General features: G+C 68.0%; 12 protein-coding genes and 1 tRNA gene. 9 read left to right on the forward strand and 4 right to left on the reverse strand.

Going from position 1 to position 15,499, the window contains the following annotated elements; all coding sequences use genetic code 11:
* The first annotated feature begins 111 nt into the window (after positions 1–111).
* Both ACP690_RS07960 and ACP690_RS07965 read left to right on the forward strand, forming a co-directional pair.
* On the forward strand, positions 112–2,337 hold the full coding sequence (locus ACP690_RS07960) for a penicillin acylase family protein (protein ID WP_426260736.1): 2,226 nt from the start codon (positions 112–114) through the stop codon (positions 2,335–2,337).
* A gap of 26 nt (positions 2,338–2,363) precedes the next feature.
* On the forward strand, positions 2,364–3,527 hold the full coding sequence (locus tag ACP690_RS07965; protein ID WP_426260737.1) for a serine hydrolase domain-containing protein: 1,164 nt from the start codon (positions 2,364–2,366) through the stop codon (positions 3,525–3,527).
* Positions 3,528–3,621: 94 nt separating this feature from the next.
* Here ACP690_RS07965 and ACP690_RS07970 read toward each other — a convergent pair.
* Positions 3,622–3,698, reverse strand: a tRNA-Pro gene (locus ACP690_RS07970).
* Between the two features lie 216 nt (positions 3,699–3,914).
* Here ACP690_RS07970 and yajC point away from each other — a divergent pair.
* Genes yajC through ACP690_RS07990 form a run of 4 tightly spaced genes read left to right on the forward strand, consistent with a single transcriptional unit; the run spans position 3,915 to position 7,221 of the window.
* On the forward strand, positions 3,915–4,253 hold the full coding sequence (gene yajC, locus ACP690_RS07975; RefSeq protein ID WP_017978788.1) for a preprotein translocase subunit YajC: 339 nt from the start codon (positions 3,915–3,917) through the stop codon (positions 4,251–4,253).
* Positions 4,253–5,851 carry a protein translocase subunit SecD gene (gene secD / locus ACP690_RS07980; protein ID WP_426260738.1) on the forward strand — a complete coding sequence of 533 codons (1,599 nt, stop codon included), beginning with the start codon at positions 4,253–4,255 and terminating at the stop codon, positions 5,849–5,851. The genes yajC and secD overlap by 1 nt, the downstream gene beginning before the upstream one ends.
* A 16-nt stretch (positions 5,852–5,867) precedes the next feature.
* On the forward strand, positions 5,868–6,842 hold the full coding sequence (gene secF / locus ACP690_RS07985) for a protein translocase subunit SecF (protein WP_018250758.1): 975 nt from the start codon (positions 5,868–5,870) through the stop codon (positions 6,840–6,842).
* Between the two features lie 10 nt (positions 6,843–6,852).
* Positions 6,853–7,221, forward strand: a complete 369-nt coding sequence (locus ACP690_RS07990) for an MTH938/NDUFAF3 family protein (RefSeq protein ID WP_426260739.1) — start codon at positions 6,853–6,855, stop codon at positions 7,219–7,221.
* Here the strand turns inward: ACP690_RS07990 and ACP690_RS07995 are convergent.
* On the reverse strand, positions 7,203–8,396 hold the full coding sequence (locus ACP690_RS07995) for a glycosyltransferase (protein ID WP_426260740.1): 1,194 nt from the start codon (positions 8,394–8,396) through the stop codon (positions 7,203–7,205). The genes ACP690_RS07990 and ACP690_RS07995 overlap by 19 nt on opposite strands.
* 59 nt (positions 8,397–8,455) lie before the next feature.
* Entirely contained in the window at positions 8,456–9,280 is an 825-nt protein-coding gene (locus ACP690_RS08000; protein WP_426260741.1) for a phosphoheptose isomerase, read from the reverse strand.
* An 89-nt stretch (positions 9,281–9,369) separates the two neighbouring features.
* Between ACP690_RS08000 and ACP690_RS08005 the strand changes: the two genes are divergently transcribed.
* The gene (locus tag ACP690_RS08005; protein WP_017978782.1) at positions 9,370–10,338 is read left to right on the forward strand and encodes an outer membrane protein assembly factor BamD; all 969 of its coding nucleotides are present in this window, start codon (positions 9,370–9,372) and stop codon (positions 10,336–10,338) included.
* 79 nt (positions 10,339–10,417) lie between these two features.
* On the forward strand, positions 10,418–12,076 hold the full coding sequence (gene recN, locus ACP690_RS08010) for a DNA repair protein RecN (protein WP_294282331.1): 1,659 nt from the start codon (positions 10,418–10,420) through the stop codon (positions 12,074–12,076).
* A 29-nt stretch (positions 12,077–12,105) separates the two neighbouring features.
* Here recN and ACP690_RS08015 read toward each other — a convergent pair whose 3' ends face one another.
* Positions 12,106–13,080 carry an SDR family oxidoreductase gene (locus tag ACP690_RS08015; RefSeq protein ID WP_426260742.1) on the reverse strand — a complete coding sequence of 325 codons (975 nt, stop codon included), beginning with the start codon at positions 13,078–13,080 and terminating at the stop codon, positions 12,106–12,108.
* 165 nt (positions 13,081–13,245) lie between these two features.
* On the opposite strand from ACP690_RS08015, the gene ligA reads away from it, so the two are divergent.
* The gene (ligA, locus tag ACP690_RS08020; protein ID WP_426260743.1) at positions 13,246–15,381 is read left to right on the forward strand and encodes an NAD-dependent DNA ligase LigA; all 2,136 of its coding nucleotides are present in this window, start codon (positions 13,246–13,248) and stop codon (positions 15,379–15,381) included.
* Positions 15,382–15,499 lie beyond the last annotated feature (118 nt).

The following is a 15,499-nucleotide window of genomic DNA, read 5'->3' on the forward strand; positions in this document are numbered from 1 at the left end:
CGCCGCCATCGCCGCGCCCGGCGATGCGGCCGCGGGGTCGAGACCAGCGTCGCCGGAATGAGCAGTGCGGCAACACGCGGTCCGGTGACGATTGCGGACGACATATGGGGCGTGCCCCATATCCGGGCGGGCTCGATCCCCGACGCCTATTTCGGGCAGGGCTATGTTGTCGCCCGCGATCGACTGTTCCAGATCGACCTGCAACGGCGCCGCGACCTTGGGCGGCTGGCGGAGAGCTTCGGGCCGCGGTTCGTGCCTTATGATCACGCCGCGCGCCTGCTGCTGTTCCGGGGCGATGTCGCGACAGAGCTCGACGCCTTGCCGCCGGACGTGGTGGCGTGCGCGCGCGCCTATGTCGACGGGATCAACGCCCGGATTGCGGAGCTGGAGGCGCATCCCGCGCTGCTCCCGCCGGAATATGACGCGCTGGGACTGACGCCGCTCCGCTGGGATATCGCCGATCTGGTCCGCATCCGCAGCGGCGACATGGGCCGGCCCGATGACGAGGTGCGCCGCGCCCGGCTTGCGGCGCGCGGCTTGCTCGACCTCGACCGCCTGATGGCGCCCCTCGCCTGGGATTGGCAGCCCGTGGTGCCCGACGGGCTCGACATGGCGGCGGTGTCCGACGCCGACCTTGGCGTTCTTGCGCTGACCGATGGGCCGCTGCCGTGGGACGCGGCGGTGCAGGCACGCTACGATCCTGTCCACGATCGGCTCGACCGAGACGCGCACGGCAGCAATGCTTGGACGATCGCTGCGGACCGCTCCGCAACCGGTCGCCCGATCCTGGCCAACGATCCCCATCTCGGCATCGGCGGCTTTTCGCCGCGCCATATCGCGCACCTGACCGCACCGGGGTTCGACGTAATCGGCGCTGGCAGCCCGGGCATGCCCGGCATCATGCAGGGCCACACCGATCATTATGCGTTCGGGCGCACCAACTCGCATATCGATCAGGAAGACCTGTTCGTCCTGGACCTGCACCCGGACGACCCGGAGACCTATCGCCACGACGACGTCTGGAAGCGGTTCGAGACGCGGACCGAGACGATCCGGGTGAAAGACGCGGCGGACGTGACCGTCACGATCCGCCAGTGCGTGCACGGCCCGGTTCTGTCGCACGACCCGTCGCGCCGACGCGCAACGGCGATGGCGTCGGTGTCGTTGCAACCGGGCGCGAACATGACCTTTGCGATCATCGCGCTGAACCTCGCCCGGGACTGGGACGCGCTGGCGCAGGCCGCCCGGCTGCATGTCGCGCCGACGAATTTGCACTATGCCGATCGCGACGGGAACACCGGCTGGCGGATGCTGGGCCATGTGCCGGTCCGCAGGGCTCATCACGACGGGTTGATGCCGGTCCCGGGTGACGGACGGTACGACTGGCAGGGCATCATCGCGACGGAGGACATGCCGGCGATGCTGAACCCGCCCGACGGCTGGTTCGCATCGGCCAACCAGTTCAACCTGCCCGCCAATTGGGGCCCCGACAAACGGGTCAGCAGCTTCATCTGGAACGCGCCCTATCGCCACGATCGGATCGTCGAAGCGCTCGAACAGCAGGACAGGCATAGCCTCGCCGACAGCGTCGCGCTGCAACACGACGATCTGTCGCTACCAGCACGTGCGCTCATGGCGCTGTTGCCCGATCGTCTGGACGGGAGTGCCGCCAGCGCCGCCGCACTGCTCCGCGACTGGGACTGCCGGTTGGGGGTCGACAGCGCGGCGGCGGCCGTGTTCGAAATGGTCTGGATCGCGCTCGGCAAGGCCTTTCTTGCCGCGATCGTGCCGGATGCAGCGCGCGATCTCGTCACATCCGTCGACCCCCGGCCGATGCTGGCGATGCTGTCCCATCCCGATGCCCGCTTCGGTCCCGAACCCGAAGCCGCGCGGGACAGACTCCTGGCGACGGCGCTCGCCGAAGGCTGGGAGGCGACCATCGCCGCGTTCGGGCCCGATCCCAAGGGATGGCGCTGGGGAGACGCGCACCGCGTCGTGCTGCGCCATCCGCTGTCCGCGCTGCCTGAGGTCGCGGCCGTCAGCCCCGCGATCGAGGGCGGCCGGTCGGGCGGCGATGCCTTCACCGTGATGGCGCGCGGCTATGTCGCGGCGCGCGATTATACCGTGAGCCACGGGGCCAATTTCATGATCGTCTGCGACGTCGGAAACTGGGACGAATCGCTCGTCTGCGCGCTGCCGGGCCAGTCGATCGACCCGCGCTCGCCGCATTATTCCGACAGCTATGCCGCATGGGTTGCGGGCGAACCGCGCCGCCTCGCCTTCAGCCGGCACGCCGTCGATGCGACCATACGCCAGATTACGGAGCTTCGACCATGAGAGGCCTCATCAGAGCAGCGGCGCTCATGTCCGCGTTGAGCGCCGTTACAATAGCTCCCGCCCCCACCCCAGCCATCGCCGCAGACCGCACACCGAACTTCGACGCCGCCTTTGCCGAGGTGCAATCCTGGGTCGGCAAGGCGTTCCTCGGCGCGGTGGTGGCGGTCGGCGTCCATGGACGGCTGGTCGCGTTGAAGGCCTTCGGGCATATATCCTCCGCTCCGGACGCACCGCCGATGCCGCGCGATGCGATCTTCGACCTCGCGTCACTCACCAAGGTGGTCGGCACCACGACCGCCGCGGAAATCCTCTACGACCGCGGCCTGCTCGACCTCGACCGCCCCGTCGTCGCGTATCTGCCGTCCTTCGCCGGCACGCCGGGTCATGAGCGGATCACCGTCCGCCACCTGCTCAGCCACAGTTCGGGCCTCTTCACGTCCGACCTGTTGTGGCAGCACAGCCGCAACCGGCAGGAGCTGCTCGCGCTGATCGATCGGATGCCGATGGCCTGGGCGCCGGGCACGCACTATCAGTATCGCGACGAAAATATGATCCTGATGGGCGAGATCATCGAGCGTCTCTCCGGTCAGCCGCTCGACCGCTTCCTGCACGATGCGGTGTTCGCGCCGCTCGGCATGACAGACACGGGCTTCAATCCCCCCGCCAGCCGGATCGCCCGGATACCGCCCACCGAACAGGACGACCTATTCCGTCATCGGCTGGTGCGGGGCGAGGTGCATGACGAAAACGCTTTCGTCTTCGGCGGTGTCGCCGGCCATGCAGGGCTGTTTTCTACCGCGCGAGACATTTCGCGGCTCGCGCAGGTCTATCTCGACCATGGCCGTCACAATGGTCGCCCATTCCTGAAGCCCGGCAGCCTTGCCGCCTTCACCACCCGGACGGCCTTTCCGCCCGGAAGCTTCCGCGCCCTGGGATGGGACATGCCCGATCCGGCCGGCAGCTTCGCCGGCCCCCTCGCCTCACCCGACGCGCTGATCCACACCGGCTTCACGGGCACGTCGATCTATATCGACCGGTCGCGCGACGCGTTCGTCATCCTGCTGACCAACCGCGTGAATCCCACCCGGACCAACAAGCAGATCGCCGAGGCCCGGATCGCGATCCACACCGCCATCCTCTCCGCCATCGATGCTGCGGCGATGCCGTCAGCCGGCAGCCTGACGCGTTAACGCTGACCGTTCGCAATGGTGCGTAAATAGCACGATTCGTGACTCGGGACGCCATAGGGCGCCGCATTCAACGTGTTCGATTTGCGAGATAAAATGGTCGGGGCGACAGGATTCGAACCTGCGACCCCCACACCCCCAGTGTGATGCGCTACCAGGCTGCGCTACGCCCCGACCGAGGGACCGTGCGGCATTCGCTGCCGATCCCAGAGCGCGGGCCTTTAGGCGGCGCGGACCGGCGATGCAAGCGCTGATCGTCGCCTGGCCGATACAATGCGGTCGCGTGTGCCGTTGCAGCGGCGCAACATTGCGCAAGTCGCCGTGCGATGCTAGCGCGCGGCGCTTCCAGTGCGGGGGATTTCCTCCGCCGATCAGCCATGCACGGATCAGATGTTCATCTCCCCAGCCTATGCCCAGACCGCGGGTGGCGCCGCTGAATCCGGCGGCCTTGCCTCGCTGATCAGCTTCGCACCGCTGCTTCTCATCTTCGTCGTCTTCTACTTCCTGATGATTCGCCCGCAGCAGAGCCGCATGAAGGCGCTGCAGGCCGCGATCGCGGGCGTGAAGAAGAACGATCAGGTCGTCACCGCCGGCGGCATCGTCGGCCGCGTCACCAAGGTGGAGGACGCCTTCGTCGAGGTCGAGATCGCCGCGAACACGCGCATTCGCGTGGTGAAGGCGACGCTGGCCGAAGTCACCAGCCCCAATTCGAAGCCGGCGAACGACTGATGCTGGACTTTCCGCGCTGGAAGGTAGCGACGATCTGGACGGTGCTCGCACTGCTGTGCGCGCTGGCCATCCCGACGTTCCTGCCCGAATCGATGACCGCGAATTGGCCGTTCCATCCGCGGGTCAACAAGGGGCTGGACCTCGCCGGCGGCAGCTATCTGATGCTGGAAGCCGATACGCAGGATCTCGCCAACACGCGGATCGAGGCGATGCGCGACCAGATCCAGGGGACGATGCGCAACGGCACGCCCCGGATCGACATCGGCGACATTTCGACGCGCAACAACCAGATCAGCTTCATGCTGCGCAACCCGGCGCAAGTCGATGCGGCGCGCGAGCGCCTGCTCGGCATCACCGGTGGCGGCGCCGGCATGACCGGCCAGCGCGAATGGGACATCCAGGTCGTCGACGGCAGCCGCTTCGTGCTGACCCCGACGCAGGCGGGCCTCAACCAGGCGATCAAGACCGCGATGGAGGATGCGACCGACGTCGTGCGCCGTCGTATCGACGCGCTCGGCACCCGCGAGCCGACGATCGTGCGCCAGGGCGACAACCGCATCCTGGTGCAGGTGCCGGGCCTACAGAACCCGCAGCAGCTGAAAGACCTGCTCGGCAAGACCGCGCGCCTCGAATTCAAGCTGGTCGACACCACCGCCAACCCGGCCGACGTCGCCAAGGGCATTGCCCCGATCGGCAGCCAGATCCTGCCCCATCCCGGCAGCCGTGACGGGGTGCCGGTCAGCGTCGTGAAGCGCACCGCGGTCATCACCGGCGACATGGTCGCCGACGCGCGCCAGGGCTTCGACCAGCAGACCAACGCACCCAACGTCCAGATCACGTTCAACGGCGTCGGCGGCAACCGCTTCGCGCGCGTCACGCAGGCGAACGTCGGCAAGCCGTTCGCGGTGGTGGTCGACAATCAGGTCGTCTCGGTCGCCAACATCAACGAACCGATCCTGGGTGGATCGGCGGTCATCAACGGCGGCTTCACCGTCGAAAGCGCCAACCAGCTCGCCATCGCGCTGCGTTCGGGCAAGCTGTCGATCAACCTTAAGGTGATCGAGGAATCGACCGTCGGGCCGGAACTGGGCGCCGATTCGATCCGCGCCGGCATCCTCGCCTGCTCGGTCGCGGTCGCGCTGGTCATGGCGTTCATGTTCCTGACCTACGGCCGCTTCGGCGCCTATGCGAACTTGGCCGTCGTCATCAACGTGTTCGTCATCCTCGGCGTCCTCGCGCTGATCAGCGGCACGCTGACATTGCCGGGCATCGCGGGCTTCGTGCTCACCATCGGCACCGCGGTCGACGCGAACGTGCTGATCAACGAGCGTATCCGCGAGGAACGCCGTCGCGGCCGCAGCGTCGTGCAGGCGGTCGAGCTGGGCTACAAGGAAGCCAGCCGCACCATCTTCGAAGCGAACATGACCCACTTCATCTCGGGCGCGATCATGTTCGTGCTGGGGTCTGGTCCGGTCCGCGGCTTCGCGGTCGTTCTGCTCATCGGTATCGTCACCTCGGTCTTCACCGCCGTCACCTTCACGCGCATGCTCGTCGCGCTGTGGATCCGGCGCGAGAAGCCCAAGACGATCAACATTTGAGGCGAAAGGACACCTCATGCGCCTCCTGAAAATCGTACCCGACAACACCAACATCGACTTCGTCCGCCTGCGCGGCTGGGCATTCGGGCTGACGCTCGCGCTCAGCCTGCTCGCGGTCGGGCTGACGGTGGTGAAGGGCCTCAACTTCGGCGTCGACTTCGTCGGCGGACTGATGATCGAAGAGAAGTTCCCGACCCAGCCCGACCAGAACAAGGTCCGCCAGGTCATCGACGGCCTGGGCGTCGGCGAAGCCGCGCTCCAGCAGTTCGGCGACCCCAAGACACTGACCATCCGCCTGCCCGTGCAGGAAGGCGCCGACGAAGGCGCGACCAACGCCGTCGTCAAGAAGGTGGAAGGCGCATTGGGACAGGCTTTCCCGGGCGCGACCTTCAGCCGCTATTCGACCGTGTCGAGCAAGGTGTCGGGCGAACTGATCCGCAACGGCGTGCTCGCCGTCGTCCTCGCGATCCTGGGCATCGGCCTGTTCGCGATCGTGCGCTTCGAATGGCAGTTCGGTGTGTCGACGATCGTCGCGATCGTCCACGATCTGCTGATGACGGTCGGCTTCTTCGCGCTGTCGCGCTTCGAATTCGACCTGAACATCATCGCCGCGGTGCTGACGATCATCGGCTATTCGATCAACGACAAGATCGTGATCGACGACCGTATCCGCGAAAACATGCGCCGCTATCGCAAGATGGAGATGCGCGAGATCATCAACCTGTCGGTCAATGAAACGCTGCCGCGTACCGTCATGACCTCGGTCACGATCCTCCTCGCGCTGATCGCGATGCTGCTGCTCGGCGGCCATGTGCTGCGCGGCTTCACCGCCGCGATGATCCTTGGCATCGTCGTCGGCACCTATTCGTCGATCTACGTGTCGTCGTCGCTGCTCATCACGCTCGGCCTGCGCGCCGATCCGAATGCCGGCGAACGCACGGCAAAGGGCGGCATCAGCAATGCGGAGCGGGTCGGCCCGCGCGAGGGCTGACGCGGTGCGAATGGACCGTGAGGCCGCCGCCGGCGGCCCGATCGTGCGCGGCTTCGTCGGCTCGGGGTTCCGGGTCGACGACGAGCGGGTGTTCCGCGCGCTGTTGATGACGGTGGAGACGGCGTCCGAATGGACGCCGCCCGCGCTCGACCGGCTCGACACGGCAGCGTTGCAGCCGCTGATCGACGCGGCGCCGGAGTTCATCCTGATCGGCACGGGCGCCGGGCTGACCCGCCCGCCGGTCGCGCTGGTCCGCGCGCTGGAAGACACGGGCATCGGCGTCGAGGCAATGGACAGCCGCGCCGCAGCGCGCGCCTGGGGCGTGCTGCGCGGCGAGGGCCGCGTGATCGGCGCGGCGCTCTACCCGCTGGACGCCTGATCCCTCTCGCGCCGGTGGGCGACGAGAGCCGACAGGTGCTCCACCAGCGCCGAGGTATTGGCTTGCCAGGTAAAGCACTTCACCGTCGCAGAGACTGCGTCGGGCGCAGGCGGAGCGGCGATCAGCTCCCGTATGGCGGCGGCAAAGGCCTCCGGGGTGCGCGCGACGATCCGTCCGGCGTCCGCTGAGGTCACCACCTCCGCCGCACCCCCGATCGGCGGAATGACGACAGGGGTGCCGCAGGCGAGCGCCTCGATCCACGCATTGGCCAGCCCTTCCGAACGCGAGGCCAGCGCCATGACGTCGGCCGCGGCGATCACTGCCGGCAGCGCCCGATGCGGCACGCCGCCCGCGATGCGGACGCGATCGGCAATCCCCAACGACGCGGCAAGCGCGGTCAGGCTCGCCCGCTCCGCCCCCTCGCCCACGATCATCAGCGTGACACCGGGCAGCGTCGCTACCGCGCGCAGCAGGATGTCATGGCCCTTGCGGGGGATCAGTGCCCCCAAGGACAGGACAAGCGGCCCGGTGACGCCCAGCGCGGCCTTGGCAGCGGCCCGATCGACCGGGTGGAAGGCGTCCGTGTCGATGCCCGTGTGATGCACGCGGATGCGGTCTCCCGGCATGCCGAGCGCGATCATGTCGTCCCGCATCGCGCCGCTGACCGCGAGCAGGCCGTCCGCCGCGCGACCCGCCTCTCTCACCTGCGCCGCCGTCGGGCCCGATCGGCCCCAAAGATGGATATCCGCCCCGCGCGCCTTGATCGAGACGGGAACGCCGTAGCGCCGCCCGAGCATCACCGCGGCCGGCCCATCGGGAAAGAAGAAGGAGGTATCGATCACATCGAACGGAAAGTCGCGCCGTATCGCGTCCAGCACCGGCACCAGCGTGCGCGTGAGCATACGAGCATGCCACCGGCCGGCGGTGCCCGGTATCGCGATAAAGCGCGGCCGATGCACATCGACGCCGCGCCAAGTCTCGCGCGTGGGCAGTGCCAGCCGTTCGCCTTGCCGCAAGCGCGACACCGGCCAGGGGGCGACACCCACCGGCGCGACGACCCGCACCGCGACGCCGTCCGCGGCCGCCAGCCCCTGCGTCTGCCGTTCGACGAACACGCCGAAATTCGGCCGGTTCGCATCCGGATACAGGGACGACAGGGTCAGGACGCGCAGCATCGCGGCTTGGCCTAACGGCGCCGGGTTAAGGCTTCCCCTACCCGGCGCCCGCCCGCGAATCAGAGGCGCTGCGTGCCCGGATAGGCGAACAGCAGGTCCGCATCGGCGCTGCTCGTGATCGTCTCGCTACCGGTGACGGTAACGCATTCGCCCGCTTTGAACGCGACGCCGGCAACCTCGCCCGTCCCGCGGATCGGCACCAGCCAGCCGGTCTGACCGTCCTGCAGCGCGATCTGGTGTTCGCCGCCGGTCCAGCGCTCCAGCACGAACTTCGGCCCCTCGACCAAAATGTCGCGCCCCTCGCCCGCTGCACCCGGCGAGACGATCGGCTGGTACGGCGTCAGGTGCGATACCGCGACGCCATCGTCGAGGTGCAATTCCCGGTCGCTGCCGTAGTCGTACAGGCGATAGGTCGTCTCGCTGTTCTGCTGCACCTCGATCAGCGTCAGGCCACCGCCGATCGCGTGGATCGTGCCGCTGGGGGCGTAGTAGAAGTCGCCGGCCTTCACCGGCACCCAGTCGAGGTCGTCCTCGATGCTGCCGTCCTGTGCGTCGGCGCGCAATTGCTCGGCGGTGATCGGCTGCTTGGGGCCCAGAGCGATCGTCGAATCAGGGCGGGCCGCCAGGATCGTCCAGCATTCGTCCTTGCCGCGCGGCAGGCCGCGGGCATGCGCCTGCTCGTCGTCCGGGTGGACCTGCACGGACAATTTGTGATCGGTGAACAGATATTTGATCAGCAGATCGGGCGTGCTGTCACCCGGCTCCTGAAACCAGATTTCGCCGATCGGCTCGCCGTCCCTGGGCGCGTCCTCAAAGCCGAACCCCAGGTCATGCCGGCCCCACGGCTTTTCGACGCGGTGGGTGTGGAGCAACGTAGCAGGCATGAGGGTCCTTTCGAGTCCGTAACAGGCGCGCCAACGTGCGACGCAGGGGATTGTTCGCTGGCACGCGCTTACGCTAAGAGCCTTAGCCGATGCGTATCCCACAGTCCAAGGCGCTTGCCGCCGCGATGATCGCCGTCCTCGCGCTTCCGGTCGCCGGTTGCGCCCGTAACAAGGCGAAGTCCGACCTGCCCTATGTCGCGCGCGACGTGGGCACGCTCTATTCGACCGCGAAGACGCGGCTGGATCAGGGCCGCTACAAGGAGGCGGCGCTGCTGTTCGACGAGGTCGAGCGCCAGCACCCCTATTCGATCTGGGCCCGCCGCGCGCAGCTGATGAGCGCGTTCAGCTATTATCTCGACCGCGATTACACCGCGAGCATCCAGTCGGCACAGCGCTTCCTGTCGGTCCACCCCGGCAACCGCGATGCTCCCTACGCCTATTATCTGATCGCGCTGAGCTATTACGAACAGATTCGCGACGTCACGCGCGACCAGAAGATCACGCTCCAGGCGCTGAGCGCGCTGGGCGAACTGACCCGCCGCTATCCGAACACCCGTTACGCCTCCGACGCGCGCCTGAAGATCGACCTCGTCAACGATCACCTCGCCGGCAAGGAAATGGAGATCGGGCGGTTCTACGAAACCCGTGGTCAGTGGCTGGGCGCCGCGCTGCGCTTCCGCACCGTGATCGACAAATATCAGACCACCACGCACACACCCGAAGCGCTGATGCGCCTCGTCGAATGCTATCTGGAGCTGGGTCTGCGCGGCGAAGCCGAGAAGGCCGCGGCGGTGCTCGGCGCCAACTATCCCGGCAGCGACTGGTATGCGCATGCGTACAAGCTGATGCAGGAGCATCCCTTCACGCCGACCGCGCCGATTCCCGCCGGCCAGCCGATCATCCCGCCCAACACGCCGGGCACCAAGAAGCTCGCCGAACCGGGCGAGCTGGAGGCTGCCAAGCCCAAGGCGGAAGCCCCCACGCCGCCGACGCCGGTCGCCCCCAGCGGCGGCACGGCCGGCGCGCCGGTGCCGACCACCGAGACGCCGACCAACTGATCGGCGCCCCGGCCGTCATCGCGGCGATGAGAACATTTAAGGATCAACATCGTCGCGCGGGCGCGCTATAGCGCCTGCGATGCTGACCGCGCTGTCCATTCGCGATGTGGTGCTGATCGAGGCGCTTGACCTCGAATTCGGGGCCGGGCTCGACGTGCTGACCGGGGAAACCGGCGCGGGCAAGTCGATCCTGCTCGATGCCCTCGGGCTGGCGCTGGGGGGACGCGGCGAATCGGGGCTGGTGCGCCACGGTGCGGCACAGGCCATCGTCACCGCGACCTTCGATCCGCCCGTCGGCGCGCTCGGCGCCCTATTGGAAGAGAATGGCGTCGAGGTGGAGCCGGGCGAGCCCTTGCTCGTCCGCCGCATCGTCAAGGCCGATGGCGGCAGCCGCGCGCTCGTCAACAACCAGCCCGCAGGCGTCGCGCTGCTGCGCGAGATGGCGCCGATGCTGGTCGAGATCCACGGCCAGCATGACGATCGCGGCCTGCTCAATCCACGCGGGCATCGGGCGCTGCTCGATGCGTTCGGGCGCGTCGATCCGGGCGATACCGCGCGCGCCTGGGCAAGTTTGCGAGACGCGCAGGCAAAGCTCGCCGCGGCGCAGGCCGAGATCGAGACGGCGGCGCGCGATCGCGAATGGCTGGAGCATGCGGTTGGGGAACTCACCACGCTGGCCGCCGAACCGGGCGAAGAGGAAGCGCTCGCCGACAAGCGACGCGGCATGCAGCGCGCCGAAAAGGTCGCGGACGAACTGGCCGCGATCGACGACTATCTGGAAGGCTCGAACGGCGGGCTAGCGCAGCTGCGCCAGGCGGCGCGTGTGCTGGAACGCATTGCCGAGGATCATCCCGCGCTCGGCGAAGCGCTGGCTGCGATCGATCGCGCGGTGATCGAGGCGGCGGCTGCCGAGGAACAGCTGGTCGAGGCGCGCCGTGCCCTCGCCTTCGACCCACGGGCGCTGGAAGAGGATGAGGCGCGCCTGTTCGAACTGCGCGGTATGGCGCGCAAGCATCGCGTCCAGCCCGACGATCTCGCCGCGCTGACCGAAGATTTGCGCGGCCGATTGGAGCGGCTCGAGGCCGGCGAGGACGGGATCGCGCTGCTGGAAGCGACCGTCGCTGCCGCCCGCGCCGATTACGACGCGGCCGCCGACATCCTGTCGCAGCGCCGCCATGCCGCGGCGGAGCGGCTCGACGCGGCGGTCGCGGGTGAACTCGCGCCGTTGAAGCTCGACGCCGCGCGCTTCCGCACGACCGTTGTGTCGGTCGGGGCCGACGGGTGGTCCGCGCACGGCAAGGATCGTGTCGAATTCGAGATCGCGACCAATCCCGGCGCGCCCTTCGCCCCGCTCGCTAAGATCGCCAGCGGTGGCGAGCTGTCGCGCTTCATCCTGGCGCTGAAGGTCGCGCTGGCGGAGGAAGGCGGCGCGGCGACGATGATCTTCGACGAAATCGATCGGGGCGTCGGCGGTGCGGTGGCGAGCGCGATCGGTGAGCGCCTCGCGCGACTCGCCGAACACACGCAGCTGCTGGTGGTGACGCACTCGCCCCAAGTCGCGGCGCGCGGTGCCGAGCATCTGCTGATCGCCAAGAGCCACGACGGCACCGTCACCCGCACCGGCGTTCGCGTGCTGGACGAGGCTGAGCGACGCGAAGAGATCGCGCGGATGCTGTCGGGCGCGACCGTCACCGATGAAGCGCGGGCACAGGCCGACCGCCTGTTGGAGACGGCCTGAGCCTCCCCCTCCATCGGAAGGGGAAAACGTCAGATCGCGCCGGTGCCGCCGTTCGCGCCAAAGGCGCTGCCGGTGGTGAAGCTGTTGCCCGCCTCGGCCAGCGCAACATACAGCCCTGCCAGTTCCGCTGGCTGACCCGCCCGGCCCAATGGCGTGTCCTGCCCGAACTCACCCATCTTGCCCGGCAGCTGGCCGCCCGCCACCTGTAGCGGCGTCCACACCGGGCCCGGCGCGACCATATTCACGCGGATTCCCTTCGGCCCCAGCTGTTTCGCCAGACCCTTGGTGAAGACGAGGATCGCTGCCTTCGTCGTGGCATAATCCAGCAGCTCTTCGCCCGGGTTGACCGAATTGACCGACCCGGTGTTGATGATCGCCGCACCCCGCGGCATCAGCGGGATCGCCGCCTTGCACAGGTGAAACATCGCATAGACGTTGGTCTTCATCGTCCGGTCGAACTGTTCGGTGCTGATCTCCGCGATCGACGCCTTCGACTGCTGGTAAGCCGCATTGTTGACCAGGATATCGAGGCCACCCAGCTCTCGGTTGGCACGCGCGATCAGGTCGCGGCAGAATTTTTCGTCCGTGAGGTCGCCGGGGATCAGTACCACCTTGCGCCCTTCGGCCCGCAGCAGCTTGGCGACGTCCTGCGCATCGGGCTCCTCGGTCGGATAGTAATTGATCGCGACATCGGCGCCCTCGCGCGCAAAGGCGATCACCGCGGCGCGGCCGATGCCGGAATCGCCGCCCGTGACCAGCGCCTTGCGCCCGGCCAACCGCCCCGACCCGCGATAGCTGCGCTCACCGCTGTCGGGCACCGGCTTCATGTCGCGTTGCAGCGCCGGCCACTTCTGGCGCTGTTCGGGAAACGGCTGGCTGGTGTAGCGCGTCTGCGGATCGCTGAGCGCGGGTGCGCTTTGGGCGAAGGCGGGGGCCGCAGCGGCGGCGACGCTCGCGACGGCAGCGCCCTTGAACAGATCGCGGCGATTGGTCTGATCGGTCATGATGCGGCCTTCGATGGCGGATGGATGAAGACGCAATCGCCGGGGGCCGTGGTTGGTTCATCGGCGGCGGAAATTCATGCGGCGGATCAAGCATCTACCGCCCTTGATCGGGGCTATTCCACTCCCCGCTTGCCCGACCGCCTTTCTCTCCCCTAGTCGGCAGCCATGACCGACCTGCCGCAGACGCCGCTCGATGCCGCCGCCGAACTGGAGGCGCTCGCCGCGCAGATCGCGCACCACAACAGCCTCTACCACACGCATGACGCGCCCGAGATCTCGGACGCGGACTATGACGCGCTGGTCCGCCGCAACAGCGCGATCGAGGCGGCCTTCCCTGACCTGATCCGCACCGATTCGCCCAGCCGCAAGGTCGGCGCCGCTCCGGCCGCGCACCTGGCCAAGGTGCCGCACGCCCGGCCGATGACCAGCCTGGACAACGCCTTTACCGACGAAGAGGTCGAGGAGTTCGTCGCCCGCGTCCGCCGCTATCTGAAGCTGCCCGAGGACGAGCCGGTCACCCTGACCGCCGAGCCCAAGATCGACGGCCTGTCCTGTTCGCTGCGCTATGTCGACCAGCGGCTGGTCCAGGCGCTGACCCGCGGTGACGGCGCGATCGGTGAGGACGTGACCGAGAATGTCCGCACCATTGCCGACATTCTCCAGACCCTGCCCGCCGACGCGCCGAACGTGTTCGAGGTGCGCGGCGAGGTCTATATGAGCAAGGCCGATTTCGCCGCGCTCAACGCCCGGCTGGCGCAGGAAGCAGCCGAGACGGGCAAGGAAGCCCGCCAGTTCGCCAATCCACGCAACGCCGCCGCCGGATCGCTGCGCCAGAAGAACCCGGCGATCACCGCCGGGCGTCCCTTGCGCTTCCTGGCGCATGGCTGGGGCGAGGCGAGCGACGTGCCGGTCGAGTCCCAATATGACATGGTCGAGGCATGGCGCCGCTGGGGCTTTCCCATCGCCGACGCCTTTGCCCGCGTGCCCGATGCGGCGGCGGCGCTGGCCATCTATCGCACCATCGAGGCGCAGCGCGCCGACCTGCCCTTCGACATCGACGGCGTCGTCTATAAGGTCGACCGGCTCGACTGGCAGGCGCGGCTGGGGATCGTCGGGCGTACGCCACGCTGGGCGATCGCGCACAAATTCCCCGCCGAGCGCGCCCAGACCACGCTGCAGAAGATCGACATCCAGGTCGGCCGCACCGGTGCCCTCACCCCGGTCGCCCGGCTGGAGCCCGTGACGGTCGGCGGTGTCGTCGTCACCAACGCCACGCTGCACAATGCCGACGAGATCGAACGGCTGGGCGTCCGCCCCGGCGACCGCGTGGTCCTGCAGCGTGCAGGCGACGTCATCCCGCAGATCGTCGAGAACCTGACCCGCGACGTCACCCGCGAGCCCTTTATCTTCCCCGATCACTGCCCTGAATGCGGCAGCTTGGCGACGCGCGAGGAGGGCGAGGTCGTCATCCGCTGCACCGGCGGCCTGATCTGCCCGGCGCAGCGCGTGGAACGCCTGATCCACTTCGTCTCGCGCCACGCCTTCGACATTACCGGTCTCGGCCTGGTCCGCGTCGAGGAATTCTTCCGCGATGGCCTGATCGCCTCGCCCGCCGATATCTTCCGCCTGCACCTGCATCGCGAGGCGCTGATCCAGCGCGAGCGTATGTCCGAACTGGTCGTCGACAAGCTGCTCGCCGCGATCGATGCGCGGCGTGACATATCGCTCGACCGCTTCCTCTTCGCGCTCGGCATCCGCCATGTCGGCGAGATCACCGCGCGCGACCTGGCCCGCCGCTTCGTCTCGATGGCGGGCTTCAGCGCGATGATTGACGCCGCGCTTCAGGTCCGGGCCGACACCGTGCCCGCGCTCGGCGAACCCGACCGCAAGTTCGAGCTGCGCCGCCAGCGCGCGATCGTCGCGGCGATCGACACGCCCCAGATCGGCCCCGAAGTCGCCGACGCGCTGCTCGACTTCTTCGCCGAGGCGCATAACCGCGAGGTCGTCGACGACCTCTTGAGCGAGGTTACGCCCGCCGACGTCGTGTGGGAAACCCGCGCCTCGCAGGTCAGCGGCAAGATCGTCGTCTTCACCGGCAAGCTCGAAACGCTGAGTCGCGACGAGGCCAAGGCGCAGGCCGAGGCACTGGGTGCGCGCGTGTCGGGGTCGGTGTCTGCCAAGACCGACCTCGTGGTGGCCGGTGCCGATGCGGGGTCGAAGCTCAAGAAGGCAACGGACCTGGGCGTCACGGTCATCACCGAAGTGCAATGGGCTGAAATCGTTGCCGAAACGGCCGCATGACGAACCGGGGGCGTTGCCTTTTTGCAACGCAGCGGGACGAAGCGACGCGGGTCAACGTCGCTGCCCTTTGATTGTCACAAACTCGCAATATTGATCTCACATGGGCCGCGGCAACGGC

The organism is Sphingomonas sp. DC4900 (assembly GCF_049896485.1).
Taxonomy (GTDB): domain Bacteria; phylum Pseudomonadota; class Alphaproteobacteria; order Sphingomonadales; family Sphingomonadaceae; genus Sphingomonas; species Sphingomonas aquatilis.